Source organism: Streptomyces sp. CNT372 (assembly GCF_000377145.1).
This window is the reverse complement of the sequence record NZ_KB897792.1, coordinates 84369-108655: the sequence shown is the minus strand read 5'-3', so window position 1 is coordinate 108655 and position 24287 is coordinate 84369. Positions and strand designations below refer to the sequence as shown.

At 72.8% G+C, this 24287-nt stretch carries 14 protein-coding genes, 2 pseudogenes and 1 riboswitch; of the genes and pseudogenes, 4 read left to right on the top strand and 12 right to left on the bottom strand.

Translation table 11 applies throughout. From position 1 onward, the window contains the following. Nucleotides 1-19: 19 nt before the first annotated feature. The gene (locus C593_RS0126760; RefSeq protein WP_018850405.1) at nt 20-3808 is read right to left on the bottom strand and encodes a GNAT family N-acetyltransferase; all 3789 of its coding nucleotides are present in this window, start codon (nt 3806-3808) and stop codon (nt 20-22) included. A gap of 163 nt (nt 3809-3971) precedes the next feature. On the opposite strand from C593_RS0126760, the gene C593_RS0126755 reads away from it, so the two are divergent. After that, nucleotides 3972-4253: an HPr family phosphocarrier protein gene (locus C593_RS0126755; protein ID WP_018850404.1), complete on the top strand. Its 282-nt coding sequence runs from the start codon at nt 3972-3974 to the stop codon at nt 4251-4253. 170 nt (nt 4254-4423) lie between these two features. Here C593_RS0126755 and C593_RS0126750 read toward each other — a convergent pair whose 3' ends face one another. From C593_RS0126750 to C593_RS0126735, 4 genes are all read right to left on the bottom strand, one after another. Further along, nucleotides 4424-5101 (bottom strand): GntR family transcriptional regulator, encoded by a 678-nt coding sequence (locus C593_RS0126750; RefSeq protein ID WP_018850403.1) that lies wholly within the window; start codon nt 5099-5101, stop codon nt 4424-4426. Between the two features lie 241 nt (nt 5102-5342). Then, nucleotides 5343-6113: a M23 family metallopeptidase gene (locus C593_RS0126745; RefSeq protein ID WP_018850402.1), complete on the bottom strand. Its 771-nt coding sequence runs from the start codon at nt 6111-6113 to the stop codon at nt 5343-5345. Nucleotides 6114-6127: 14 nt separating this feature from the next. Beyond that, nucleotides 6128-6284: riboswitch (cyclic di-AMP (ydaO/yuaA leader) on the bottom strand. 255 nt (nt 6285-6539) lie between these two features. Next, entirely contained in the window at nt 6540-7907 is a 1368-nt protein-coding gene (locus tag C593_RS0126740; RefSeq protein ID WP_037747266.1) for a M16 family metallopeptidase, read from the bottom strand. 17 nt (nt 7908-7924) lie between these two features. Beyond that, nucleotides 7925-9313, bottom strand: coding sequence for a M16 family metallopeptidase (locus tag C593_RS0126735; protein ID WP_078521926.1), 1389 nt, complete (start codon nt 9311-9313; stop codon nt 7925-7927). 181 nt (nt 9314-9494) lie between these two features. On the opposite strand from C593_RS0126735, the gene C593_RS0126730 reads away from it, so the two are divergent. Then, nucleotides 9495-11963: a DNA topoisomerase IV subunit A gene (locus tag C593_RS0126730; protein WP_018850399.1), complete on the top strand. Its 2469-nt coding sequence runs from the start codon at nt 9495-9497 to the stop codon at nt 11961-11963. Between the two features lie 49 nt (nt 11964-12012). Here the strand turns inward: C593_RS0126730 and C593_RS0126725 are convergent, their stop codons facing one another. Next, nucleotides 12013-13140, bottom strand: a complete 1128-nt coding sequence (locus C593_RS0126725; RefSeq protein WP_018850398.1) for a CobW family GTP-binding protein — start codon at nt 13138-13140, stop codon at nt 12013-12015. Nucleotides 13141-13373: 233 nt separating this feature from the next. Next, a pseudogene (locus C593_RS33990) lies at nt 13374-13631 on the bottom strand (alpha-amylase family glycosyl hydrolase); the annotation flags it as partial. A 187-nt stretch (nt 13632-13818) separates the two neighbouring features. On the opposite strand from C593_RS33990, the gene C593_RS0126715 reads away from it, so the two are divergent. Beyond that, nucleotides 13819-15573, top strand: coding sequence for a sensor histidine kinase (locus C593_RS0126715; RefSeq protein ID WP_018850396.1), 1755 nt, complete (start codon nt 13819-13821; stop codon nt 15571-15573). 176 nt (nt 15574-15749) lie between these two features. Here C593_RS0126715 and C593_RS0126710 read toward each other — a convergent pair whose 3' ends face one another. From C593_RS0126710 to C593_RS0126700, 3 genes are all read right to left on the bottom strand, one after another. Continuing rightward, the gene (locus C593_RS0126710; protein WP_018850395.1) at nt 15750-17378 is read right to left on the bottom strand and encodes a sodium/solute symporter; all 1629 of its coding nucleotides are present in this window, start codon (nt 17376-17378) and stop codon (nt 15750-15752) included. Then, nucleotides 17375-17872 carry a DUF485 domain-containing protein gene (locus tag C593_RS0126705; RefSeq protein WP_018850394.1) on the bottom strand — a complete coding sequence of 166 codons (498 nt, stop codon included), beginning with the start codon at nt 17870-17872 and terminating at the stop codon, nt 17375-17377. Before C593_RS0126705 ends, C593_RS0126710 begins: the two co-directional genes overlap by 4 nt. A 190-nt stretch (nt 17873-18062) precedes the next feature. Beyond that, entirely contained in the window at nt 18063-20189 is a 2127-nt protein-coding gene (locus C593_RS0126700; RefSeq protein ID WP_018850393.1) for a DNA topoisomerase IV subunit B, read from the bottom strand. A 435-nt stretch (nt 20190-20624) separates the two neighbouring features. On the opposite strand from C593_RS0126700, the gene C593_RS0126695 reads away from it, so the two are divergent. Then, complete coding sequence (locus C593_RS0126695) at nt 20625-20855, top strand: DUF7455 domain-containing protein (protein ID WP_018850392.1); 231 nt, start codon at nt 20625-20627, stop codon at nt 20853-20855. Nucleotides 20856-21262: 407 nt separating this feature from the next. On the opposite strand, the pseudogene C593_RS30595 reads toward C593_RS0126695, so the two are convergent. Both C593_RS30595 and C593_RS0126685 read right to left on the bottom strand, forming a co-directional pair. Then, nucleotides 21263-22066: pseudogene (locus C593_RS30595) on the bottom strand (S1 family peptidase); the annotation flags it as partial. 184 nt (nt 22067-22250) lie between these two features. Beyond that, nucleotides 22251-23807: an RNA polymerase sigma factor gene (locus tag C593_RS0126685; RefSeq protein ID WP_026278108.1), complete on the bottom strand. Its 1557-nt coding sequence runs from the start codon at nt 23805-23807 to the stop codon at nt 22251-22253. Nucleotides 23808-24287: the final 480 nt, after the last annotated feature.

Genomic DNA, 24287 nt, shown 5'->3' with positions numbered 1-24287 from the left:
TCCGGTTCGCTCAGTGGCTTCAGTAGCTGGGGAGGCGGCGGGGGCCGAGGTCGGTGCGGGCGGGCGGCGGGGCGAGGCGGACGGACGCGTCCAGCACGGACACGCCGTGCTGGGCGACGACGACCGGCTCCAGGGCGACGGACACGATCTCGGGGTGGTCGTCGACCAGCCGGGAGACCCGCAGCAGCAGGTCCTCCAGGGCGGCGGTGTCGACGGGGGCGGAGCCCCGCCAGCCGAACAGGAGGGGCGCGGTCCGGATGTCCCGGATCAGCTCGCCGGCGTCCCGGTCGGTAACGGGGACGAGGCGGTGCGCGGTGTCGCCGAGCAGCTCGGACGGGGCGCCGGCCAGCCCGAAGGAGAGCACGGCGCCGACGGCGGGGTCGATCACGGCCCGCACCACGGTGTCCACCCCGCGCGGGACCATCGCCTGGACGACGGGCTGCAGTTCGGTCGCCTTGCCGAGGGTGCCGGTGAGCTCCCGGTACGCCTGGCGCAGCTGGGTCTCGTCCGCGAGGTCGAGGCGGACGCCGCCGAGGTCGGCGCGGTGCCGCAGATGGGGCGCGGTGGTCTTCAGGGCGACGGGGTAGCCGAGGCGGACGGCCGCGTCCGCGGCGGAGTCGGGGTCGGAGGCGGGCAGCGCGGGGTGGACGCCGATGCCGTAGTGGGCGAGGAGCGCGCGGGCGTCGGCGGGGGCGAGGGCGAAGCCGCGGGTGTCCGGCTCGCGCCCGAGCAGCTCCTCGATCCGCGCGGCGGCGCCGCTCTCGTCGATCTCCTCCTGCTCGGGGACCCGGCCGGGGTCGGCGGCCTCCCGCCGCCACTGGGCGTACCGCGCCGCCTCCGCGAGCGCGCGGACGGCCCGCTCGGCGGCCGGATACGCGGGAATCCGGCGCGCACCCGGCGCGGGCGCCACGACGGGCGCGGCCTCGACGGCCTCGGCACCGCCGCTCCCGGGCGGCGGGGGCGGGGCTGGGCGCGCGGGAGCACCGGCCGGTGCGGGAGCGTCGCGGCCGGGGGCCGTCGGCTCGCCCCGGCCGCTGCCGGGGCGCGGCGCACCGCTCCCCGGGCCTGCCGCTTCCGCGGCCCGGATGCGCCCGTTCCGCCGCAGCCCGAACCAGGCGCGGGGGCCGCGGGGGTTGTCGGCGGCGGCCCCCTGCTCGCGGCCCGCCCCGGCGGGGGGCGCGCCCGCGCCGGGGGGTGCCGGGGAGCCTGCCGGGCGGGCTTCGGCCGATCCGGCGGCGCCCGGCCCGGCGGCAGGAGACACCGCTCCACCGCGGTCCGCCCCGGCGGCGGGAGGCGCGCCCGCGCCAGGGGCCGGGCCCGGCCCCGCCGGGCTGGTCTCCGGCCCCGCCGGGCGGCCCGGAGCCTCGCCGGAGCCCCGGCCGCCACGGGAGGGAGACGCGCCCGCGCCACCGGGCCCGTTCACAGGCTCCGCGCCGGGCGGCGGGGTCGCGCCAGCGCCGTGCACACCCTGGGGCCCGCCCATCGGCGCGGCGGTCCGATCCCCAGCGGGCTCCGCCCCCTCGCGGGAGGCCGAGTCATCCCGGGACGCCCACACGCCCGCGCCGTGCGGCGGCACTGCGGGGCCGACCTCGGTCGCCCGAGCCGGGGACCGCCCCGCCTCCGCGCCGCGGGCCACACCCACGCCGGGCCCCGGTGCCGCATCGCCGGGGTGGTTCGCCGAGGCGCCCGCGCCGGGCGGCGGTGCCGCAGCACCCGGCCCCGTCGCCGGGCCCCGGTCGGAGGCCGCGCCCGCGCCGGGCGGAGTGCTGGGCCCGGCTCCCGGATCCGGTGCCCGCTCCGGGCCTCCGGCGGAAGCCGACGGCGTGCCCGCGCCGGGCCCGGGCCCGGCGGGTAGGGAGGCGGACACCTCGGCGTTCCGGTCACCGGACGCGGCGGCGACCGACCGCGGCGCCCCCGCCGTCCCCCCGCCCCCGCGCCGGGACGGGGATGTGGACGACGCCGCCGCGAGCGCGTCCGCCAGGGCGCCCATTTCGACGTGGACGACCGCGACCGGCTTCGCCGGGCTGGTGGCGGAGGCGTCGGTGAGGGCCGCCGCGAGGTCCTCGCCGTCGCCGGAGGCGGTGGCTCCGTTCTCGCCGACCCAGGGGATCGCGGTGACGATCACCGCGTCGCAACCGCCGTCGTCCAGCGCCCGGGTCAGCGCCGCGCGGAAGTCCGCCGGGGTCGCCGCCGTGGTGAGGTCCACCGGTGGCAGCGGACGGAGTCCTTCCGTGAGGCAGGCGTCGTAGGCGAGGAGCCCCAGGGACTCGGAGTTGCCGAGGATCGCGACCCGGGGGCCCGCCGGCAGCGGCTGGCCCGCCAGCATCAGGCCCGCGTCGACCAGTTCCGTCACCGTGTCGACCCGGATGACCCCCGCCTGGCTCAGCAGCGCGCCGACCGTCGCGTCCGGGATGCGGGTGGTCGGGACGGCGTGCCCGGCCGGCGCGCTGCCGCTGTGCCGCGCGCCCTTCACCACCACGACCGGCTTCACCGCCGCCGTGCGCCGCGCGAGCCGGGTGAACTTGCGGGGGTTGCCGATGGACTCCAGATAGAGGAGGACCACGTCCGTGCCCGCGTCCTCGTACCAGTACTGGAGGAAGTCGTTCCCGGAGACGTCCGCGCGGTTGCCGGAGGAGATGAACGAGGACAGGCCCGCGCCCCGCCGGTGCAGCCCGGCCAGCAGCGCGATGCCGATCGCGCCGGACTGGGTGAACAGGCCGATGCGCCCGGCCGCGGGCGACTCCGGGGCCAGGGAGGCGTTGAGCCGGACGGCGTCCGCGGTGTTGATGATGCCGAACGCGTTCGGCCCGATGAGCCGCATACCGTACGAGCGGGCCAGCCGGACCAGTTCGCGCTGCCGCTCCCGCCCCTCCGGCCCGCTCTCCGCGTATCCCGCGCTGAGGACGACGAGCCCCTGCGCGCCGTGCTCGCCGCAGTCCGCGACCGCCTCCGGCACCCGCTCGGCGGGCACGGCGACGACGGCGAGGTCCACGGGCCCGTCGATCTCGCCGAGGGAGCGCACCGCGGGCACGCCGTCGATGGTGACCAGGTCCTCGGGGAAGGCCCGGTTCACCGCGTGGACGCGGCCGGTGAAGCCCGCGCCCAGCAGGTTGCGCAGGACCGTGCGGCCCACCCCGCCCTCCCGGCGGCTGACGCCGACGACCGCGACCGACCCCGGAGTGAGCAGCCGCTGCACCGAGCGCGCCTCGGCGCGCTGCTCGCGGCCGCGCTGCACCGCGAGGGACTTCGCGGTGGGCTCCAGCTCCAGGGTCAGCCGGACGGCCCCGTCCTCGAAGCTGCGCCGCTGGGTGTATCCGCCGTCCCGGAATACCTTGATCATCTTGCTGTTGGCGGGCAGCACCTCCGCCGCGAACCGGCGGATGCCACGCTCGCGGGCGACCGCCGCGATGTGTTCGAGAAGGGCCGAGGCGACGCCCCGGCCCTGGTGGGCGTCCTGGACGAGGAAGGCGACCTCCGCCTCGTCCGCCGGCGCCTCGGCCGGCCGGCCCTGCTCGTCGATCCGGTCGTAGCGGACGGTCGCGATGAACTCGTCGCCCACGGTCATCGCGAGGCCCACCCGGTTCACGTAGTCGTGATGGGTGAAGCGGTGGACGTCCTTGTCCGAGAGCCGGGGGTAGGGCGCGAAGAAGCGGTAGTACTTCGACTCGTCGGAGACCTGCTCGTAGAAGCTGACGAGGCGGTCCGCGTCCTCGGTGGTGATGGGGCGGATCCGGGCCGTCCCGCCGTCGCGCAGGACGACGTCGGCCTCCCAGTGGTCCGGGTAGGCGTGCTCCGGCTCGGTCTGCATGGGGCAAGCGTACGGCGGTGCCACCGGTCGCGTGCCGGGTTGTGGACAGGCAGGCTGGGAACGCCGTTCGGCCCTGCTGCCGGGGCTCCGCGCCCCGGCGGGAGCACGCCGCACCATATGCCACACTGGTCTAGACAACCCGTAGCACTCGAAGGGCAACACCATGGCTGAGCGTCGCGTCAATGTCGGCTGGGCCGAGGGCCTCCACGCCCGCCCCGCTTCCATCTTCGTCCGGGCCGCCACGGCCTCCGGCGTCCCCGTGACGATCGCCAAGGCCGACGGCAGCCCGGTCAACGCCGCCTCGATGCTGGCCGTGCTGGGCCTGGGCGCCCAGGGCGGCGAGGAGATCGTCCTCGCCTCGGACGCCCCCGACGCCGAGGCCGCGCTCGACCGTCTGGCCAAGCTGGTCGCCGAGGGCCTGGACGAGCTGCCCGAGACGGTCTGACCCGGCAGCCACCGGCCCGTACAAACCCGGAAGCCGCGGCACCCTTGGCGGGGGCCGCGGCTTTTCCGTGTCCGGGCACCGGGAATTCCACGGAAAGCAGAAAGGGCGCGAAAAAGGGAGCGGGCAAAGAATGCCCACCCTTTGTATACGGCTTGTATACGGCCCTTTTGTTAATGCCGGACGCTGCCGGTGTTTACGGGATGTTGCGAAGTCCTCACACGCTCCGTCCGCCGCAGCCGGTGCGCCCCCGCGGCCCGCTCCGCGTGCAGGGAAGTCAGCGCCCGCGCCCGTTCCACGTCGCCGCGGGCGACCGCGTCCACGATCGCGCCGTGCTCGGCCCAGGCCTCCACCGGAGCGGCGGGCTGCTCCACGGAGTACATCCAGGCGATCTTGTGACGCAGCTGGGTCAGCAGCGCGGTCAGCCCCGGGCTGCCGCAGGCCTGCGCCAGCGTCTCGTGGAACCAGCCCCCCAGCGACCGCAGATCCTCGCCCTGCCCCCGGCGCGCCCGGTCCTGGCCCAGCCGCACCAGGCCGCGCAGCACCTTCAGATGCGCCTCGGTGCGCCGCTGCGCCGCCCGCGCCGCGGCGAGCGGCTCCAGCAGCAGCCGGATCTCCAGCAGGTCGGCCGCCTCCTGCTCGGTGGGCTCCGCGACATGCGCACCGGCGTGCCGGCGGGTGACGACGAAGCCCTCGGACTCCAGCGTGCGCAGCGCCTCGCGCACCGGGACCCGGGAGACCCCGTAGCGGCGGGCGAGCTGCTCCTCGGTCAGGCGGCTGCCCCGCGCGAAGACCCCGGAGACGATGTCGTCCCGGATCGCCGTGCATACAGAGTGCGCGGGAATGCGCATGGCCGGACCTCCGTGGATCGCACGAAAAGCTGCACCGATTGACTCGTGTGCCGAGACTCTATTCCAGCCGCCGGGCTTTTCCGAAGGACCGCGGGAATCCACGGCATAATCTTCAGGACTTTTGGCCGGAACCGGTGGAATGCGTACGGCGCGAAGCCGGCGGAGGGCGGCAGGAGCGCCCCAGGCCCCCGGCTCGGTGCCGGGGGCCTGCGGGCGGAAGCAGTCGCTCGTGCGCGGCGCCTCAGACGTTCACACCGCGGGCGCGGAGGTAGGCGACCGGGTTCATGTCGGAGCCGTACTCGGCCGTGGTGCGGGCCTCGAAGTGGAGGTGCGGGCCGGTGGAGTTGCCGGTGGAGCCGGAGAGGCCGAGCTGCTGGCCGGGCACGACCTGCTGGCCCACGGAGACGGAGACCGAGGAGAGGTGCCCGTACTGGGTGTAGGTGCCGTCGTTCATCCTCAGCACGACGTTGTTGCCGTACGCGCCGCCCCAGCCGGCCTCGACGACCGTGCCGGAGCCGACCGCGACGACGGAGCTGCCCATGGGGGCGCGGAAGTCGACGCCGGAGTGGCTGCCGGAGGACCAGAGGCTGCCGCCGGTCTGGTAGCCGGTGGTGACGTACGAGCCGGCGATCGGCAGCCGGAAGGAGTTCAGGCGCTTGCGCTCGGCCTCGCGGGCGGCGCGCTCCTTGGCCTCCCGGGCCTCCTTGGCGCGGGCCTCGGCCCTGCGCTTGGCCTCCGCCTCGGCGCGGGCCTTGGCCTCGGCCTCCTCGGCGGCCTGCTGCTGGGCGGCGGCCTGGTCGGCTATCTCGTCGGCGAGGGTGCCGACGGAGACGACCTGGGTGAGGCCGGTGTCCTCGACGGAGGCGGCCTCGGCCTCGGCGGCGAGCGCCGGGGAGGCGAGGGTGCCGATGACGCCGGTGGTGGCGATGGTCGCGACGCCGGCGAGGCTCGCGGTCCTGCGCGTCAGACGGCTCGGGGCACGGTGCTTCCCGGTGGCACGGGTGAACGCCATGGAGAGGCTGGTTCCTTTCCTTCCTTCTCGCCTACCGGGTTAGCTGACGGGTTCGGAGCAGGAAGGTCTCCTACGGTCGCCTCCGCGGACGAAGGCTTCCGATTCACCCCAGGGACGTGGGTCCCCGGCTCCCCAGGCTCGCGCCGGACGGGGACTCGGCGATGACTGTCCGTGCCGCGGACGCGGCGGGCTTCTCGGCGAACAGCCGGAAAGACGCTAGGCAGCCGATCACTCAATCACCAAACGGACAGCCTGATTTGTAGCGCATGCCACACCCCATAGCGGCACCCAGCACCACATGAAGGAAAAACCTCATGAAGAACGGAGAAACCCCGACACTACGGACAGTGTCGGGGTCCCCTTTCATCCGGTTGTGCGGCTTGTGTCCCCGCTCCGGAGCCGGGCCGCGGGCTGCGGGCCGCCGGCTCAGCCGGTGACGACGGTCACCTCGCCGATACCGAGGGCCTTCACGGGCTCCGCGATCTGCGCCGCGTCGCCCACCAGCACGGTGACCAGGCGGTCCACCGGGAAGGCGTTGACCGCGGCGGCCGTCGCCTCGACCGTGCCGGTGGCGGCCAGCCGGGCGTACAACTGGGCCTGGTAGTCGTCCGGAAGGGACTGCTCCACCTGGTCCGCGAGGGTGGCGGCGACGGAGGCCGCCGTCTCGAACTTCAGCGGGGCGACGCCGACGAGGTTCTGCACGGCCACGTCCCGCTCGGCGTCCGTGAGCCCCTCGGCCGCGAGGGTGCGCAGCACCTTCCACAGGTCGTCCAGGGCGGGGCCGGTGTTGGGCGTGTCCACGGAACCGCTGATGGCCAGCATCGACGCGCCCGAGCCGTCCGCGGCGGACAACAGCACCTGGCCGAAGGCCCGGACGCCGTAGGTGTACCCCTTCTCCTCACGCAGGACGCGGTCCAGACGCGACGTCAGGGTGCCGCCGAGGCAGTAGGTGCCGAGCACCTGGGCCGGCCAGACGCTGTCGTGGCGGTCCGGGCCGATCCGGCCGATGAGCAGCTGGGTCTGCACCGCGCCGGGACGGTCCACGATCACCACGCGGCCGGTGTCGTCGGCGGTGACCGCGGGGACCCGGTGCGGGACGGCCTTGTCGCCCGTCCAGGCGCCCAGGGTCTCGTCGAGCACCGCGTCCACGTCGACGCCCGTGAGGTCGCCGACGATCACACAGGTGGCGGTCGAGGGGCGGACGTGCGCGCTGTAGAACGCCCGCACGGCGGCGGCGTCGATCCGGGAGACCGTCTCCTCGGTGCCCTGGCGGGGGCGGGAGACACGCAGCGCGGCCGGGAACAGCTCGGCGGAGAGCTGCTTGGCGGCGCGGCGGGCCGGGTTGGCCATCTCGTGCGGGATCTCGTCCAGGCGGTTGCGGACCAGCCGGCCCACCTCGCCCTCGTCGAAGGCCGGGGCGCGCAGGGCGTCGGCGAGCAGGCCGAGGCCCTTGGCCAGCCGGGAGGCGGGCACCTCCAGGGAGACCCGTACGCCCGGGTGGTCGGCCATCGAGTCGAGGGTGGCGCCGCAGCGCTCCAGCTCGGCGGCGAACTCCTCGGCGCTGTGCTTGTCGGTGCCCTCGGACAGGGCGCGGGCCATGATGGTGGCCACGCCGTCCAGCTCCGCGGGCTCGGCGTCGAGCGGGGCGTCGAGCAGGATCTCGACCGCGACGACCTGCTGGCCGGGGCGGTCGCAGCGCAGCACGGTCAGCCCGTTGGCCAGGGTGCCGCGCTCGGGCGCGGGGAAGGCCCAGGGGCGGGCCTCGCCGGCCGTGGGCTGCGGGTGGAACTCCATGGTCACGGCAGCGTCGCTCACTGGTCCGCCCCCTCGGTGGCGTTGTTCTCTGCGGTCTCGGCACCGGCGTTGCCGGCGTCGGCGCTCTCGTCGGTCTCGTCGGCGGCCAGCGGCTCGTAGACGAGGACGGCGCGGTTGTCGGGGTGCAGCCGGGCCTTGGCGACGGCCTGGACCTCCTCGGCGGTGACGTCGAGGACGCGCTGCACAGCCGTGAGCGCGAGCTGCGGGTCGCCGAACAGCACGGCGAAGCGGCACAGTTCGTCGGCCCGGCCGGCCACCGTGCCGAGCCGGTCCAGCCATTCGCGCTCCAGCTGGGCCTGCGCGCGCTCCATCTCCTCCGGCGTCGGGCCCTCGGCCGCGAAGCGGGCCAGCTCCTCGTCGACGGCGGCCTCGATGCGGGGGACCTCGACACCGCCGGACGTCTTCACGTCCAGCCAGCCGAGGGAGGGGGCGCCGGCCAGGCGCAGCAGCCCGAAGCCGGCGGCGACGGCGGTCTGGTCGCGGCGGACCAGGCGGTTGTGCAGCCGGGAGGACTCGCCGCCGCCGAGGACGGTGAGGGCCAGGTCGGCGGCGTCGCACTCGCGGGTGCCGTCGTGCGGGAGGCGGTAGGCGGCCATCAGGGCGCGGGCGGGCACCTCCTCGACGACCTCCTCGCGCAGCTGGCGGCCGATGGTGTCCGGCAGGGTGCCGTCGCGCGGCGGCTGCTTGCCGTCGTGGGAGGGGATGGAGCCGAAGTACTTCTCGATCCAGGCGAGGGTCTGCTCGGGGTCGATGTCGCCGACCACGGAGAGGACCGCGTTGTTCGGCGCGTAGTAGGTGCGGAAGAACGCGCGGGCGTCCTCCAGGGTCGCGGCGTCCAGGTCGGCCATCGACCCGATCGGCGTGTGGTGGTACGGGTGGCCCTCCGGGTAGGCGAGGGCGGTCAGCTTCTCGAAGGCCGTGCCGTAGGGCACGTTGTCGTAGCGCTGGCGGCGTTCGTTCTTCACCACGTCGCGCTGGTTCTCCATCGACTCCTCGTCGAGGGCGGCCAGCAGGGAGCCCATGCGGTCCGCCTCCAGCCAGAGGGCCAGTTCGAGCTGGTGGGTCGGCATGGTCTCGAAGTAGTTGGTGCGCTCGAAGCTGGTGGTGCCGTTGAGGGAGCCGCCGGCGCCCTGGACCAGCTCGAAGTGGCCGTTCCCCTTCACCTGCCCGGAGCCCTGGAACATCAGGTGCTCGAAGAGGTGCGCGAGGCCCGTGCGGCCCTCGACCTCGTGGCGGGAGCCCACGTCGTACCAGAGGCACACCGCGGCGACCGGGGTCAGGTGGTCCTCGGAGAGCACCACGCGCAGACCGTTGGCCAGCCGGTGCTCGGTCGCTGTCAGGCCGCCGGAGCCGGCCTCGCCTGTGGCCGTGTGACCCATGGGCATGTACGTCCCTTCGATCGCGATGTGAAAGAGTCCTGCCACCCTATGCAAGCGCACCGAGCCCTGGCGAAGTTCCCGTCCGCGCACCGCGTCCCTCTTCCGGGTCGCCGGGGCGTTGTCGGTGGGACGGTCCACAATGGTGCGCGTCGGATTCAGACTGGTACGTGAAGGAGCAGCAGCCGCGATGGCCCGCCGCAGCACGAAGACCCCACCGCCGGAGGAGTTCGAGGAGAAGATCCTCGACATCGACGTCGTGGACGAAATGCAGGGCTCCTTCCTCGAGTACGCGTACTCGGTGATCTACTCCCGCGCCCTGCCCGACGCCCGTGACGGTATGAAGCCGGTGCACCGCCGCATCGTCTACCAGATGAACGAGATGGGCCTGCGCCCCGACCGCGGCTATGTGAAGTGCGCCCGCGTCGTCGGCGAGGTCATGGGCAAGCTGCACCCGCACGGCGACGCCTCGATCTACGACGCCCTGGTGCGGATGGCGCAGCCCTTCTCCATGCGCCTCCCCCTGGTCGACGGCCACGGCAACTTCGGCTCCCTGGGCAACGACGACCCGCCGGCCGCCATGCGGTACACCGAGTGCCGGATGGCCGACGCGACGGGTCTGATGACGGAGTCGATCGACGAGGACACGGTCGACTTCCATTCCAACTACGACGGGCAGGAGCAGGAGCCGGCCGCCCTCCCCGCGGCCTACCCGAACCTGCTGGTCAACGGCGCCTCCGGGATCGCGGTCGGCATGGCCACCAACATGCCCCCGCACAACCTGGGCGAGGTGATCGCGGCCGCGAGGCATCTGATCCGGCACCCCAACGCCGACCTCGACACCCTGATGCGCCATGTCCCGGGCCCCGACCTGCCGACCGGCGGCCGGATCGTCGGCCTGGCCGGCATCAAGGACGCGTACGAGACGGGCCGCGGCACCTTCAAGATCCGCGCCACGGTCTCGGTGGAGACGGTCTCCGCCCGCCGCAAGGGCCTGGTCGTCACCGAACTCCCCTTCGCGGTCGGCCCGGAGAAGGTCATCGCCAAGATCAAGGACCTGGTCGGCGCGAAGAAGCTCCAGGGCATCGCGGACGTCAAGGACCTGACCGACCGCGAGCACGGCCTGCGGCTGGTCATCGAGATCAAGAACGGCTTCATCCCCGAGGCCGTGCTGGAGCAGCTCTACAAGCTGACGCCGATGGAGGAGTCCTTCGGCATCAACAACGTCGCCCTGGTCGACGGCCAGCCCCTGACCCTCGGGCTCAAGGAGCTGCTGGAGGTCTACCTCGACCACCGCTTCGAGGTCGTCCGGCGGCGCAGCGAGTTCCGGCGCACCAAGCGCCGCGACCGGCTGCACCTGGTCGAGGGCCTGCTCGTCGCGCTGCTCGACATCGACGAGGTCATCCGCCTGATCCGCTCCAGCGAGAACAGCGCGCAGGCCAAGGAGCGCCTGATCGAGCGCTTCTCGCTGAGCGATGTGCAGACGCAGTACATCCTGGACACTCCGCTGCGCCGGCTGACCAAGTTCGACCGGATCGAGCTGGAGAGCGAGCGGGACCGGCTCAACGGCGAGATCGACGAGCTGACCGGAATCCTGGAGTCGGACGCGGAGCTGCGCAAGCTGGTCTCCTCCGAACTGGGCGCGGTGGCCAAGAAGTTCGGCACCCCCCGCCGCACGGTCCTGCTGGAGTCGGCGGGCACCCCGGCGCCGGCCGCCTCCCTCCAGGTCGCGGACGACCCGTGCCGGGTACTGCTGTCCTCCACCGGTCTGCTGGCCCGCACCGCGACCGCCGAGCCGCTCCCGGCGGATCCGGGCCGGCGCGCCAAGCACGACGTCGTCGTCTCCGCCGCCCTCGGCACCCAGCGGGGCGAGGTGGGCGCGGTGACCTCGGCCGGGCGGCTGCTGCGGCTGTCGGTGATCGATCTGCCGCAGCTCCCGGACACCGCGACGGGCCCCAACCTCACGGGTGGGGCGCCGGTCACCGAGTTCCTCTCCCTGGAGGCGGACGAGACGGTGGTCTGCCTCACCGCCCTCGACGAGTCCTCCCCCGGTCTCGCCCTCGGCACCCTCCAGGGGGTGGTGAAGCGGGTCGTCCCGGACTACCCGTCGAACAAGGACGAGTTGGAGGTCATGTCCCTGCGGGAGGGGGACCGGATCGTCGGCGGCACGGAGCTGCGCACCGGCGAGGAGGATCTGGTCTTCATCACCTCCGACGCGCAGTTGCTGCGCTATCCGGCCGCGCAGGTGCGGCCGCAGGGCCGGGCGGCCGGCGGTATGGCGGGCATCAAGCTCGCGGAGGGCGCCGAGGTGCTGTCGTTCACGGCGGTCGATCCATCGGCTCAGGCGGTGGTGTTCACGGTCGCGGGATCGCGCGGCACCCTGGTGGACGGGCCGACGACGGCGAAGCTGACGCCCTTCGACCAGTATCCGCGCAAGGGGCGGGCGACGGGCGGGGTGCGCTGCCAGCGGTTCCTGAAGGGCGAGGACGTGCTGGTGCTGGCGTGGGCGGGCGCGGTGCCGGTCCGGGCCGCGCAGAAGAACGGCAGCCCGGCGGAGCTGCCGGACCCCGATCCGCGCCGTGACGGTTCGGGCACGCCCCTGAGCTCGCCGGTCGCGGTGCTGGCGGGGCCGGTCACCGAGGCGCCTCCGGCCGGTTAGCCCCTCGCCGTCCGGGCCCGGGCGCCCCGGCCGGTCGGCACCCGGCCGGTCAGCCTTCGGTGCCGGGCGCGGGCTCCGTGTCGTCGGGGTCGCCCTGGACGTAGCGCAGCAGGCCCCACATGCTGCGCTCGTCCGGGACGTCCTCGGGGCGCCCGGTCCGGACGCAGGCGGTGAGTTCCTTGCGCAGGGCCTCCGCGTCGATCCCCGAGCCGATGAGGACGAGCTCGGTGCGCCGGGGCGCGTCGCCGTCCGGCCAGGGCTCGGGGTAGAAGCGCAGGAAGCGGCCGACCGCGTGCACGGTGTACCGGTTGCGGGGATCGGCCTCACCGAGGTCCACGAAGCCCTTGATCCGGTAGAGGCCGGGCGGGCGGGTGTCCAGGAAGTCCATCAGCCGGCGCGGGTGCAGGGGTTCGTCGAAGGCCGCCGAGACGCTCTCGTAGGCCGTGTGCAGATGCTCGTGGCCGGCCTCCGCGCACCCGCCGTGGTGCTCGGCGTCGTAGGCGTCCGCGTACAGGTCCTCGAAGGAGAGCTGGCGGACGGCGGGGTCGTGGTCCGGGCGCAGGGCCGGGTCGAGGAGGAGCCCGGGGTCGATCCGCCCGTGGCGCGTCTCCACGACGGGCGTGCCCGCGCTCAGCCCGTCGAGGGTCTCCCGCAGCCGCCGGACCGCCTCCTCACCGACGCGGTCGGTCTTGTTGAGGACGACGAGGTCGGCGATGGCCAGGTGCCGGTCGATCTCGGGGTGCCGGGCGCGGGTGGCGTCGAACTCGGCGGCGTCGACCACCTCGACGAGGCCCCCGTAGACGGCGCGCGGGTTCTCACTGGCGAGGATCATGCGGACGAGTTCCTGGGGCTCGGCGAGCCCGGACGCCTCGATGACGACGACGTCGATCCGCGCGTCGGGGCCGGTCAGCTTCTCCAGGTAGTCGTCCAGCTCGCTCGCGTCGACGGCACAGCACAGGCAGCCGTTGCCGAAGGAGATGGTGGAGCCGACCTGCCCGGCGACCGTCATGGCGTCGATCTCGATGGCCCCGAAGTCGTTGACGACGACCCCGATGCGGTTGCCCCGGTTGCGCCGGAGGAGGTGGTTGAGCAGGGTCGTCTTGCCCGAACCGAGGAAGCCCGCCAGGACGACGACGGGGATCTGGCCGCTCGGGCTCGGGGACGTGCTCTCGCTCACTTGCGCACCTCGTGGACGGACATCGTGCGGACCGGGACCAGGATAGGCGTGCGCCACGGGCGCCCGGGGCGCACGCCGGCCCGGCCGTCAGGCCCTCAGCCACACTGCCGTGTCGAGGGGCAGCCGCCCGTCCGCGTCCAGCGGCCCGCCGGCCGGCAGCAGGGCCCGGTGCTCCGGCAGGCCCACGGGCACGGCCCCGAGGTTGACCGCGCACGGCAGCCGTCCGGCCGGGCGCGGGACGGCCAGTCGTTGGGCGGGAGTTCGCCGTGCTCGCCGCGGCCGGGCCGGAAGTGGAACAGCTCGCGCTCCGGGCTGCCGGACCCGGCGGCGAGGGCCGCGCGGAACCAGGCTTGCCGGTCGGAGACATGGTTGGGGACGATGCCGACGGTGGTGCGGATGCCGAGTTCACGGGCCTCGGCGATCAGTTCCTCGGCCTCGCCGAGAGTGCCGAAGGCGGGGTCGATGGTGCGGTAGTCGGCGACGTCGTAGCCGGTCACACCGGTGGTGTCCGTGGACGCCGTCCAGGTGAGCCGCACCCGACCGGGGCGGGCGCGGTGAGGGCCGGCTCGCTCGGCGCGGTCGGAGCCTGGGTGTCCCGGCGGGTAGTTCGCGTGACCGGCGGCCGGGCGGGGCGGAGGCAGTTCCGGAGAGCGGGCGGTCCCGTCTACGGTTCACCGCATGTGTCCCGCACCGACCGCTCCCACCCGGCGCCGCCGGATCGGCTGGCCGCAGCGGGTCTTCGCCCAGGTCCTGCTGATGCAGCTCGCCGTCGCCACCGGTGTCACGGCGCTGGTCACCGGGCTGTTCCTGGCCCCGCTCAGCGACCAGCTCGACGACCAGGCCATGCGCCGCGCCCTCGCGATCGCGCAGACCACGGCCTCCCCGGAGCTGGCCGGTGAACTGACCGCCTCCCGGCCGGACGCCGACGGCGCCGTACAGCGCGCGGCCGAACGCATCCGGGCCGCGACCGGCGCGGAGTACGTCGTCGTCATGGACACCAGCGGGGTGCGCTGGTCGCACACCTCGGTGACCGAGATCGGGCGGATCGTCTCCACCGATCCCAGCGACGCCCTCGCCGGACGGGAGGTGCGGGAGATCGACGACGGCACCCTCGGCCGGTCCGCCCGCGGCAAGGTGCCGCTCCGGGACGACGAGGGCCGCATCGTGGGCGCCGTCTCGGTCGGCATCGAGTACGACAGCGTCCGGGCGCGACTCCTCGCGGCGATCCCGGGACTCCTCGCCTACGCGGGCGGCGCGCTGGCAGTGGGCGCGCTCGCCGCCTGTCTGATCTCCCGCAGACTCCAGCGGCAGACCCACGACCTGGCCTTCTCCGACATCTCCGCGCTGCTGGCGGAGCGCGAGGCCATGCTGCACGGCATCCGGGAGGGATTCGTCGCCCTCGACGGCACCCGACGGATCAGGCTGCTGAACGACGAGGCCCAGCGCCTGCTGTCCGTGGGCCCGGACGTCACCGGACAGACCCTGGACGAGGCGCTCGGCGAGGGGCGGACCACCGAGGTCCTGGCGGGCCGGGTGACCGGCACGGACCTGCTGACCGTCCGCGGGAGCCGGGTGCTCGTGGCCAACCGGATGCCCACGGACGACGGCGGGGCGGTCGTCACCCTGAGGGACCGGACCGAGCTGGAGCGGCTCGGCCGCGAACTGGACTCCACCCGTGGGCTGATCGACGCCCTGCGCGCCCAGGACCACGAACACGCCAACCGTATGCACATCCTGCTGGGGCTCCTGGAACTGGGGATGCACGAGGACGCGATGGAGTACGTGACCGAGGTGGTGGGCGTGCACCGGGCGACCGCCGAGCAGGTCACCGAGCGGGTGCACGATCCACTGCTCGCCGCGCTGCTGGTGGGCAAGGCGACGGTCGCGGCCGAGCGGGGCGTCTCGCTGCGCATGACCCCGTCCGCCCTGCTCCCGGACCGGCTGGTGGACCCGCAGGGGCTGGTCACCGTCGTGGGGAACCTGGTCGACAACGCGCTCGACGCCGCCGCGGGCACCCCGGACGCCTCGGTCGAGGTCGACCTCCGGGCGGACGGCCGCACCGCCCTGCTGCGTATCGCGGACAGCGGGCCCGGTGTACCGGCCGACCGGCGGGAGCTGATCTTCACGGAGGGCTGGTCCACGAAGGAGCTGCCGGCACACGGCAGGCGCGGTCTGGGCCTGGCGCTGGTCCGCCGCCTCGCCGAGCGCCAGGGCGGCAGCGCGCGGGTCCACGACTCCGTGACCGGCGGAGCCGAGTTCGTCGTCGTCCTCCCGGAGGCCCTCTCGGACACCCCGACGGACACGCCGTCCGACGCCCCCACGGCAGGCCCACCGACCGCCGAGGCCGGGGCCGGGGCCGGGGCCGGGGCAGACACCCCCACCACCGGGGCGCCGCCCGCCGGGCCCACCCCGAGGGAGCCGGCGCAGCCGTGACCACCGGCGTACTCGTCGTTGACGACCACACCCGCGTCACGGAGACCCACGCGGCCTACGTCGCCAAGGTGCCCCTCCCCGGTAACGCCCCCTCAAGCAGAGCCGCACCAGGACAAGCCCAGGCAGGGCCCACCCGCACGGGCGAGCCACGCCGCCCCCGCCGGGCTCCGCCCGCGTCAGACCGCGCCCGCGCCCGTCAGTGCGCGGACCTCCGTCTCCGCGTGCCGGGCTTCGTCCGGCGGCTCGGAGGAGGTGACCGTGCCGATCCAGCCCGCGAGGAAGCCGAGCGGGATCGACACCAGCCCGGGGTTCTCCAGCGGGAAGAGCTGGAAGTCCAGCCCCGGGAAGAGCGACTGCTCGCTCCCCGACACGACCGGCGACAGCACGACCAGCGCCACCGCCGGCACCAGCCCTCCGTACACCGACCACACCGCCCCACGGGTGGTGAAGCCCCGCCAGAACAGCGAGTACAGCAGCACCGGGAGGTTCGCGGAGGCGGCGACCGCGAACGCCAGGCCCACCAGGAAGGCCACGTTGAGGTCCTGGGCGAGCAGGCCCAGACCGATCGCCACCGCGCCGATACCGGCCGCGGCCAGCCGGGCGACCGCGACTTCGCTGTACTCCCGCCGCTCCCCGCCACCCTCCTTCCGTGCGCCGCCCTGCGCCGGGCGGCGGCGCAGGGAGGCGTACAGGTCGTGGGCGACGGAGACCGACGAGGCCAGCGTGATACCGGCGACGACCGCGAGGATGGTCGCGAACGCGATGGCGGCGACCACCGCGAACAGGACCGTGCCCCCCGTGGAACCCGCCCCGCCTCCGAGGTCGAGTGCCAGCAGTGGTACGGCGGTGTTCCCCGCCGCGTTGGACTCGCGGACCCGGTCCGTGCCGACCACGGCGGCGGCGCCGAAGCCGAGCACGATCGTCATGAGATAGAAGCTGCCGATCAGGCCGATGGACCAGACGACCGAGCGCCGGGCAGCCCGGGCCGTCGGCACCGTGTAGAAGCGCGACAGGATGTGCGGCAGTCCCGCCGTGCCCAGTACCAGCGCCACGCCGAGGCTGATGAAGTCCAGCCGGGACGTCCAGTCCCCGCCGTAGCGCAGGCCCGGTGCGAGGAAGTCCTCGCCGTGACCGCTGCGTTCGGCGGCGGTGGACAGCAGCCCGCCGACGTCCCCGCCGAAGCGCAGCAGCACGAGCACGGTCATCGTCACCGCGCCGGCCATCAGCAGCACGGCCTTCACGATCTGGATCCAGGTGGTCGCTCGCATCCCTCCCATCGACACATAGATCACCATCAGGGCACCCACGCCGACAACGGTCCACGAGCGCGCCGCCTCGCTCGTCCCGCCCAGCAGAAGCGCGACGAGGGACCCGGCCCCCACCATCTGCGCAACCAGGTAGAGAACGGACACGACCACCGAGGAAGTTCCCGACGCGATCCGGACTTTTCGCTCGCTCATCCGCGAGGCCAGCACATCGGCCAGGGTGAACCGGCCGCAGTTGCGGACCAGTTCGGCGACCAGGAAGAGCACCACGAGCCAGGCCACCAGGAAGCCGACCGAGTAGAGCATCCCGTCGTACCCGAAGAGCGCGATGAGGCCCGAGATCCCGAGGAAGGATGCGGCCGACATGTAGTCGCCGGCGATGGCGAATCCGTTCTCCATCGGGGAGAACAGCCGCCCTCCGGCGTAGAACTCCTCTGCCGAGCCACGCCTGTTACGGCTCACCCAGGTCGTGATGCCGAGCGTGGCGGCGATGAAGGCGCTGAACAGCACGAGCGCAAGGGCCTGGTGGTCGCCGTTCAACGCTCCGCTCCGCGGGTCATCTCCTGTGTGTCCCATCGCAGATCGAGGGCGACCCGGTCCCGCTTGAGCCGCGCGTGCCGGGCATAGGCCCAGGTCAGCACAAAGGTGGTGAGGAACTGGGCGAGGCCGGCGACCATCGCGACGTTCAGCGGGCCCGTGACCGGGGTGGCCATCAGACCGGGCGCGGAGACGGCGGCCACCACATAGGCCAGGTACCAGAGGAGGAATCCGAGCGTGGCCGGTACGACGAAGCGCCGGTAGCGGCCGCGTACTTCCTGGAAGGCCGGGCTGCGCTGCACCTGCAGATAGATCTCGGCAGCGCTGGGGCCGGACGCGTGTTGCTGCCCGGCGCCGGGCCGCTGCCCGGGGACGGACGAACGGGCGCACCCCTCGTCGTCCGCGGCGTCGGGGTCGTCCCAGCCGCCCGCGAGGGCGTCGTACCAGGGATCGTCGATCCGTACCGCGGCGGCATCCCGCCCTTCCTGTTTCTCCACGCTCAACTCTCCTTGTCAGCGAACCGTTTCGGTCCGCAGGAACAAGGATGGACAGAGCGGGAACATCCCGGACTCTTCTCCCACCCCTCTTCACCCCATCAGGTGACCCGGGCCGGGAACCACGCACGAGCCGCACACGACTGGGGCGGGGGCGGCCGGGACTCCCCGCCCGCCCCCGCCCCAGTGGGGGTCACGCGTCGATGCGCGAACGGTCCAGGGTGGCCGCCGAGGTGGTGATGAACTCCTTGCGGGGCGCGACCTCGTTGCCCATCAGGAGGTCGAAGACCTGCTCGGAGGCCTCCAGGTCACCGATGTTGATCCGGCGCAGCGTGCGGTGGCGCGGGTCCATGGTCGTCTCGGCCAGCTGATCCGCGTCCATCTCGCCCAGACCCTTGTAGCGCTGGATGGAGTCCTTGAAGCGGATTCCCTTGCGCTGGAACTCCAGCAGGGTCTGCCGGAGTTCGCTGTCCGAGTACGTGTAGACGTACTTGTCCTGGCCCTTCTTGGGCTGGATCAGCTCGATCCGGTGCAGCGGGGGCACGGCGGCGAAGACCCTGCCCGCCTCGACCATCGGCCGCATGTAGCGCTGGAAAAGGGTCAGCAGCAGCGTGCGGATGTGCGAGCCGTCGACATCGGCGTCAGTCATCATGATGACCTTGCCGTACCGGGCGGCGTCGATGTCGAAGGTCCTGCCCGAACCGGCTCCTATGACCTGGATGATCGCCCCGCACTCGGCGTTCTTCAGCATGTCGGAGACGGACGACTTCTGGACGTTGAGGATCTTGCCGCGGATCGGCAGCAGCGCCTGGAACTCGCTGTTGCGCGCCAGCTTGGCGGTGCCCAGGGCGGAGTCGCCCTCGACGATGAACAGCTCGCTGCGGTCCACGTCGTCGCTGCGGCAGTCCGCGAGCTTGGCCGGCAGGGAGGAGGACTCCAGGGCGGTCTTCCGCCGCTGCGCCTCCTTGTGCTGGCGCGCGGCGATCCGGGTACGCGCGGCGGCCACTGCCTTCTCCAGGACGGCACGGGCCTGGGCCTTGGCGTCCCGCTTGGTCGAGGTCAGGAAGGCCTTGAGCTCCTTGGCGACCACATTGGCGACGATGCGGTTGGCGGCCGAGGTGCCGAGGACCTCCTTGGTCTGGCCCTCGAACTGGGGCTCCGCCAGCCTTACGGTCACGACGGCGGTGAGGCCCTCCAGGGCGTCGTCCTTGACGATGTCGTCCTCGGCGACGCGCAGCAGCTTCGCGGAGCGGAGCACCTCGTTCACCGTCCTGGTCACGGAGCGTTCGAATCCGGTGACATGGGTGCCGCCCTTGGGGGTGGCGATGATGTTCACGAAGGACCTGACCGTGGTGTCGTAGCCCGTGCCCCAGCGCAGCGCGATGTCGACCCCGAGTTCCCGGGTGACCTCGGTCGGCGTCATGTGGCCGCGGTCGTCGAGGACCGGCACGGTCTCCTTGAAGGTGCCCTGGCCGGTCAGGCGCAGTACGTCGCAGACGGCCTTGTCCTGGGCGAGGTACTCGCAGAACTCGCTGATGCCGCCGTCGAAGCGGAAGGTCTCGACGCTCTTGCCCTCGCCGTCCCCGCCGGCCGCCCCGCGCTCGTCACGGACCACGATGGTCAGGCCGGGGACGAGGAAGGCCGTCTGGCGCGCCCGCTGGTGCAGCGTGTCCAGGGAGAGCCTGGCGTCCTTGAGGAAGATCTGGCGGTCCGCCCAGTACCGCACCCGGGTACCGGTGCGGTTCTTGGGGACGCGCTTGCCCTTGAGCAGCCCGCCGGACGGGTCGAAGGGGGCGTCCGGCCCGGACTCGGTGAAGATCCCGGGCACTCCGCGGCGGAAGCTGATCATATGCGTCGCCGAGCCGCGGTCCACCTCGACGTCGAGCCGGGCGGAGAGGGCGTTGACCACGGAGGCGCCGACGCCGTGCAGACCGCCGGAGGCGGCGTACGAGCCGCCGCCGAACTTGCCGCCGGCGTGCAGCTTGGTCATGACGACCTCGACGCCCGAGAGACCGGTCTTGGGCTCGACGTCCACCGGGATGCCGCGCCCGTTGTCGCGGACCTCGACGGAGCCGTCCTCGTGGAGGATGACCTCGATGTGGTCGCAGTGGCCACCGAGGGCCTCGTCGACCGAGTTGTCGATGATCTCCCAGAGGCAGTGCATCAGGCCACGGCTGTCGGTCGACCCGATGTACATACCCGGCCGCTTGCGGACCGCCTCAAGGCCTTCCAGGACGAGCAGATGCCGCGCGGTGTAGTTGGAGCCGTCACGGTCTGCTGTCAGCAGCGCAGTGGACGGCACGGACGATTCGGCGGTCACGCGGTTCGCTCCTCGCTGAATTTCAGATGTGGCCAAGTGGGGTAAAGGCCCGGGCGTCGGTCGCCGCACAGAGCGTACCGAGGCCTGGTAGAGCCGATGTAACGCCACCCACATGATCCGTCATGCTAGTCCACGCTCGCATGCGTGTTCGATCCCTCGATGGGGTGACGTGCACATCACGTTCCCTTCGAGGCATGAACCATTTAGGCTCCGGGCACGTCCTCATCAACAACCGGCAACCCAGCCGGGAGGACCGAACGAGACATGCAACCGCGAAATCCGTAGAGCGAAGCAATACGGTTCCTTCGCCGCCAACCGGCAGCAGACAGCCACCTCGGGAAAACTTTTCGAGGAAAAGCCACGAGCGGGAACGTTTTGGGGCTGGTTGGATGTTGACCCTGGTACGACAGCTCGTCGAGCTAGAGAAGAGGCGACGTGACTACTGTTCTGACCCCCGCGAGCCCGCTGACGGCCGCTGACCGCTGCGACCGCTGCGGCGCCCAGGCCTACCTGCGCGTCGTGCTGATCAGCGGCGGCGAACTGCTCTTCTGCGCCCACCACGGGCGCAAGTTCGAGCCGGAACTCAAGAAGATCGCCGCTGAGATACAGGACGAGACGGACCGACTCACGGTCGTTCCCACGACCGGGGGCGACGAGGACCGCTGACGCCTCACGGAAACCGACGAGCCAAGGGCCGGTCCAGGACCGGCCGACGGGCGGCTGCCCCTGGAATCAGGAGCAGCCGCCCGTTCTCGTACCGTCACCTTCCCTGAACCCCGCCCTCGTGAGCCGGGAGCGGCCAGGATTCACCGGCTCCCGGGCCGGTCTCCTGTCCCATCCCGGTGCGCCGCGCGCACGCCGTCCGCCGTGCGCTCACCGAGGCCGAGAGAGGCAGTGCCGCCCCCCGTCGTGCCCTGCCCCGCCGCCGGCGGCCCTTCTCCGGCACCGTGGCCTCCGCCGTGGACGGAGGCCGCGCCCGGCCCGTCGGACGGCTCCTGCGCGGCCGTGGGCCGGGGGGCCGGGGGCGCACTCCCCACCGTCCCGCTGTCGTCGGCTCCGTCCAGGGCCGGGGCTACGGCAGAGACCCGGGTGTAGACGCCGGGGCCGTCCGGGCGGCCGCAGCCGCTGCCCCAGGAGACCAGCCCCACCAGCCGCCCTCCGGCCACCAGCGGTCCGCCGCTGTCCCCCTGGCAGGCGTCGTGGCCACCGTGCGGATCACCCGCGCAGAGCATCGCGACGGGGTCGTACCGCCCACCCCGGCCGCCGGGGTACGCCCGCGCGCAGGTGGCGTCCGGCAGCACGGTGACGGGCGCGGCACGGAGCGTCGCGGCGTAGTCGCCGCGGCCCGTGATGTCGCCCCAGCCGTAGACCGTGGCCTTGGTGCCGGGCTCCTCGGCGGGATCGTTCTCCCGCGCGACGGGGATCACCCGGGAGGCGGGCAGTTCCTCGTCCAGGGTCAGCAGCGCCAGATCGGAGCCGCTCGTCTCGGCGTCGTACGCGGGAGAGACCCATGTGGAACGGACGCCGACCTCCTCGCCGCCGTCACCCTTCAGCGCCGACCGTCCGGCGATGACGCGCAGGTCCGGGACGGCCGCTACGTCCTTGCCGAGGACGGCGGGGCTGAGGCAGTGGGCCGCGGTCATCACCTTCGCCGGAGCGACGACCACCCCGCCGCAGAACTGGCCGGCGCGCGCTGCTCCGAACCGGTCACGGCTGGACAGGGCCACGACCCACGGGCTGTCTTCGACGTTCACCTCGTGGCCGCCGATCACCACACTGTCGGCGGCGGCGGACGGGGTCAGCGCCAGTGATGACGCGATCGCGACGGTGATCAGGGCCGACACCGCGGCCGGGCCGCGGGCAGTAGGACGACGCATGCGTACTCCTGACTCTGCGTGAATCGTGTTCACCCAGAGTCGGGTGTGGCGGGCGGGCCCGCACCCGCGCTCCGCGCCGCTCCCTCAGAGGCCGAGAACGAGCGAGTGCCCGGAACCTGCGAGGTTCCGGGCACTCGTCCGGTGCGTCGGGCCGTCTCCGCGCGAAGCGGAGCTGCCGGTCGACTCAGTCCAGGTAGTCGCGCAGGACCTGGGAGCGCGACGGGTGGCGCAGCTTGGACATCGTCTTGGACTCGATCTGGCGGATGCGCTCACGCGTCACGCCGTAGACCTTGCCGATCTCGTCCAGCGTCTTCGGCTGGCCGTCCGTGAGGCCGAAGCGCATGGAAACCACGCCCGCCTCACGCTCGGACAGGGTGTCCAGCACCGAGTGGAGCTGCTCCTGGAGGAGGGTGAAGCTGACCGCGTCGGCCGGGACGACCGCCTCGGAGTCCTCGATGAGGTCACCGAACTCGCTGTCGCCGTCCTCGCCGAGCGGCGTGTGCAGCGAGATGGGCTCACGGCCGTACTTCTGGACCTCGATGACCTTCTCGGGGGTCATGTCGAGTTCCTTGGCCAGCTCCTCCGGGGTGGGCTCGCGGCCCAGGTCCTGGAGCATCTGGCGCTGCACGCGGGCGAGCTTGTTGATGACCTCGACCATGTGCACCGGGATACGGATGGTGCGGGCCTGGTCGGCCATGGCGCGGGTGATGGCCTGCCGGATCCACCAGGTGGCGTACGTGGAGAACTTGTAGCCCTTGGTGTAGTCGAACTTCTCGACCGCGCGGATCAGACCGAGGTTGCCCTCCTGGATGAGGTCCAGGAAGAGCATGCCGCGGCCGGTGTAGCGCTTGGCCAGCGAGACCACCAGGCGGAGGTTGGCCTCCAGCAGGTGGTTCTTGGCCCGGCGGCCGTCCTCGGCGATGATCTCCAGCTCGCGCTTGAGCTTGGGGGCGAGCTTGTCGGCGCCGGCGAGCTTGTCCTCGGCGAAGAGACCGGCCTCGATGCGCTTGGCGAGCTCGACCTCCTGCTCGGCGTTGAGCAGCGGGACCTTGCCGATCTGCTTCAGGTAGTCCTTGACCGGGTCGGCGGTGGCACCGGCGACGGCGACCTGCTGCGCGGGGGCGTCGTCCTCGTCGTCGTCGGAGAGGACAAAGCCCTTGCTCTCGCCCTCGGTCTCCTCCTCGTCGCCCTTGGCGCCGGGCTGGACCTCGTCGAGCAGTTCCTCGCCCTCGGCCGGCTCGTCCGCGTCCTTCTTGCCCGCGGTCTTCTTGGCGGCGGCCTTCTTGGCCACCGTCTTCTTGGCCGCGGTCTTCTTCGCCGTCGTCTTCTTGGCGGCGGCCTTCTTCGCGGGGGCGGCGGCCGCGGGCTCCTCGGCGGCTGCCTCCACCGTCTCGGCGGCCGTCGCCGCCGTGGCGGCGACGGTCTTCGCCGGGGTCGTCTTGGCGGCGACCGCCCTGGTGGCGGTGCGCTTGGCCGGGCTCTTCGCTGCGACGCTCTTGCGGGCGCGCTTCGGCGACTCCGCTGCACTGACCATCAGCGTCACACCCTCTTCCTCGAGGATCTGATTGAGGCTGCGCAGAACATTCTTCCACTGGGTTGGCGGAATCTGGTCAGCCTCGAAGGCCCGACGCACGTCATCGCCGGCGATCTGCCCATCAGCCTTTCCCCGCTCGATGAGCGCCATCACAGACTCGGACTCGGCGATCTCCGGCGGGAGCGTACGGGATGTGCTGGCCGACACGAACAACCTCTCGGAACGATGGAAACGGCTTCCGGCCCCGTCCGTGACCGGACCGGAGCCGACGACCACCGGGCGGCGGATGCACCGGTGGCGTGGGCTGGACCGTGGAGCTCAGCACAGCGCCGGATACGGCGGCTGTATTCCCTCCTCGGCTGTCACCTCTTAGGTCATCGCACTGCTTCGAGGAGCGTTACGCCCAATCCGCGTGGCCCGAGTCACACAACAAAAGCCATGAAACATGAAGAATGGCTGATACGTCGCAGAGTGTGTCGCCGGATCCGATCCGAATCCGGCGACACACCCTGCGTACACCGGACGACACGTCGTGCGGCCCACGGGCCGGTCCCCGGGTGGTCCGCAGGCGGTCCACCCTCGCCCTTCGGCCGGTCCACAGTTGTTCTGCGGACGGTCTGCCGTCGGCCTGCGGAACCCCGGAGGCCCCCGAAAGGCGCCGGCGGCCGGCGGGCAGTCTCCGGGCGG